General features: G+C 53.7%; 4 protein-coding genes. 1 reads left to right on the forward strand and 3 read right to left on the reverse strand.

Going from position 1 to position 2,329, the window contains the following annotated elements; genetic code table 11:
* Positions 1 to 185: 185 nt before the first annotated feature.
* The gene (locus CSZ94_RS27120; protein ID WP_146009921.1) at positions 186 to 464 is read left to right on the forward strand and encodes a hypothetical protein; all 279 of its coding nucleotides are present in this window, start codon (positions 186 to 188) and stop codon (positions 462 to 464) included.
* Positions 465 to 902: 438 nt separating this feature from the next.
* Here the strand turns inward: CSZ94_RS27120 and CSZ94_RS27130 are convergent, their stop codons facing one another.
* The 3 genes from CSZ94_RS27130 to CSZ94_RS27140 form a co-directional block, all read right to left on the reverse strand.
* Positions 903 to 1,094, reverse strand: coding sequence for a helix-turn-helix transcriptional regulator (locus CSZ94_RS27130; protein WP_102124332.1), 192 nt, complete (start codon positions 1,092 to 1,094; stop codon positions 903 to 905).
* A gap of 33 nt (positions 1,095 to 1,127) precedes the next feature.
* Positions 1,128 to 1,562 (reverse strand): hypothetical protein, encoded by a 435-nt coding sequence (locus CSZ94_RS27135; protein ID WP_102124333.1) that lies wholly within the window; start codon positions 1,560 to 1,562, stop codon positions 1,128 to 1,130.
* A 335-nt stretch (positions 1,563 to 1,897) separates the two neighbouring features.
* Positions 1,898 to 2,194, reverse strand: a complete 297-nt coding sequence (locus tag CSZ94_RS27140; RefSeq protein WP_102124334.1) for a toxin-antitoxin system YwqK family antitoxin — start codon at positions 2,192 to 2,194, stop codon at positions 1,898 to 1,900.
* Positions 2,195 to 2,329: the final 135 nt, after the last annotated feature.

Raw genomic sequence — 2,329 nt, forward strand, 5'->3', positions numbered from 1 at the left:
CGGCTGTGAAGGGCTTGGGTCATGGCGCTGGCGGTGAGGTGACAGGAATCAACAGTGTACTCAACAGGCGCCTGGCTTTGAAGTAGGGCAAGCTGCGAATAGGAATATGATCACCCAATTCTAAACACCTATCCAACCGCATGCGGTTGTCGCTGTTAAAGCGGACCTTGGAAACACGGCTCGGCATGCAAGAGCAAAAGCTGGTGGTCAAGGTCGGCGCAAATCACGCATACAAGGGTATTAATCCACTCAACAACCGTGACATAGGCAACTTTCTGGCTGAACGCGCCGAAGGTCAGGGCCATACCTCGCTGCACCTGATCGTGCTGGCGGCGAAGGGTACGCAACTGAGATTCACGGGAGCGGGCAAGCCATATCAGCCGGCAGCAATCGAACTTGACAGCTCGGCCTTCAAACTGCTGGCCAGTGCAGGGCGCCACCGACGGCAGCTGGTCTCTCTTTGATCTGCGGTCACTGCGGCCAGGCTCGCGCAAACTGGCGGCGGGCGACATTGAAATGTTTAACCTGATCAACGGCTACGACTTTGCCCTGATGATCCCCGAAGGCAGCGCTTCTGCGCAGCTCGTGACACCATAGAAGGGTTGGAGGGAATAACACTTACTGCTGACGTAGCCCTTGTGTTATTTGAGCTGTTGAGCCGCTACTCTGATTCAGACCAGTTGAACATAATAGACCAAGCAGAACAAAGAGCGCTCTGGAATCTGTGCTGCTTTTTTGAGAAGAAATCAGTAGCTCCATTTAATATGGAATATGGTCAAGCGCTGTCAAAAGCTCGGGCGCGATTGCGTGATGAGGAATAATTTCGAACTTCCGCTTTGGGGCGGAAACTGCCCACAATGGCAACCGGCCAAAAGCGGTCATTGTTAATGGTTCTTAACAACTCACTCTGAACAAGGTTGAAGAGAAAACAGTTCTTCAACTGTCAAGCCAAGAGCCCGCGCCAATTTGAGCGCAAGAATGGTTGATGGCACCATTTGTCCAGATTCAATTGCATTAATAGACTTGCGCGTGATGCCGGCGCGCTCGGCCACTTCAGCCTGCGTAAGGTCCATCCGCGCGCGATGGACTCGCATTGTAGTTGTCAGTCGATCCACTTTCAAAACCTATCAACGGTCGTGCCAGATCAAACTGGCTAGTACGGTCACGCTAGCGGCAATAATAGTCGCCGCTGCCATGACAGCGGCCTCGTGTTCAAAAGAACTCATGGACAATCCTACAGCCAGTATGGGTTGTAGTGCGAGCGTCACCAAGAAACCATTTCGCAATGCGCCTTGCAAACCTGCCTGACGAAACTCGTCGTTACGAACCGCTTTCATGCTAGCTTTATCAACTCGCTTCTGCATGGAGGACAGGGCGCCAGCGATTATTATGATCACAATAGGCATCACCAACCACAAAGCGTTGCCTATTCGGGCCAGATCTGTGCTGGCGAACTGCAAGAGTGCCGCAATGCCGAGTAAAAGCACGAACCCCAGAATGATAAGCAAATGGCGATGCGCTACGCGGGCGGCAGCGTCGATAGGGTACAGTTTGTCAGCCATACTTACCTCCTTGTATTTGGAAACTCAAGTGTAACTCATCGCGGACAAAAAGTAACGTATAGGTTACATTTTCATTGCTTGGATCGCAAGTGTTATACAACATCCGCTTTGGGGCGACAGTTGCCGACCATAACAGGCCCTGCTCGGCGCAGGCAGCCGTGCGCCACGGTCCGGTGCAGGCTTGCAGCGGTGTTTATACGCGAAACGACGCCACCGGCACCGTGACGCGACAGGACAAAGTCTGAACTCCCCCGAGTGCCCTTTCCAGTAGCGGTACATGCGTCGCAAAAAGGCAGGCCACGCATTACGGATCGAAAGGCAATAACTTTCCCTGGTCAGGGTTCCGGCATGTCGAACGCAATCCCATCTTCCGTGTACGACATTTTGGCTGAATCTCCAGTGCACTTTCCCTGCGGCTCGTCAGCTACATAGCGGCATTCGCTTTCCACGCTGCCATCTGCGCGCCAATGGCGCGTCCAGCCCTGGCGCTCGCCATCGACATATTCGATCAGCTGCCTCGGCTTGCCATCGGCATACCAGGAACGCAATGCGCCCTCCTCGCGCCCGCCTGCATTCCACTGCTTTCGCACGATCAAGACGCCGGCCCGGCTGAAGCGCTGTTCGCTGCGCATGACATACTCAGGGCGATTGCATGAAGGGTAGGTGCTCGGAGTGACGATAGGGTGAAATATTGCTTGTAAACACGTTGAGAAAGGCGTTTACTCTCGGTATTTGGACGCGTAAATGGCAAACGAACCGATCTCTCT

Origin of the sequence: Janthinobacterium sp. ROICE36 (assembly GCF_002869965.1) — a bacterium.
Taxonomy (GTDB): Bacteria; Pseudomonadota; Gammaproteobacteria; order Burkholderiales; family Burkholderiaceae_D; genus Janthinobacterium.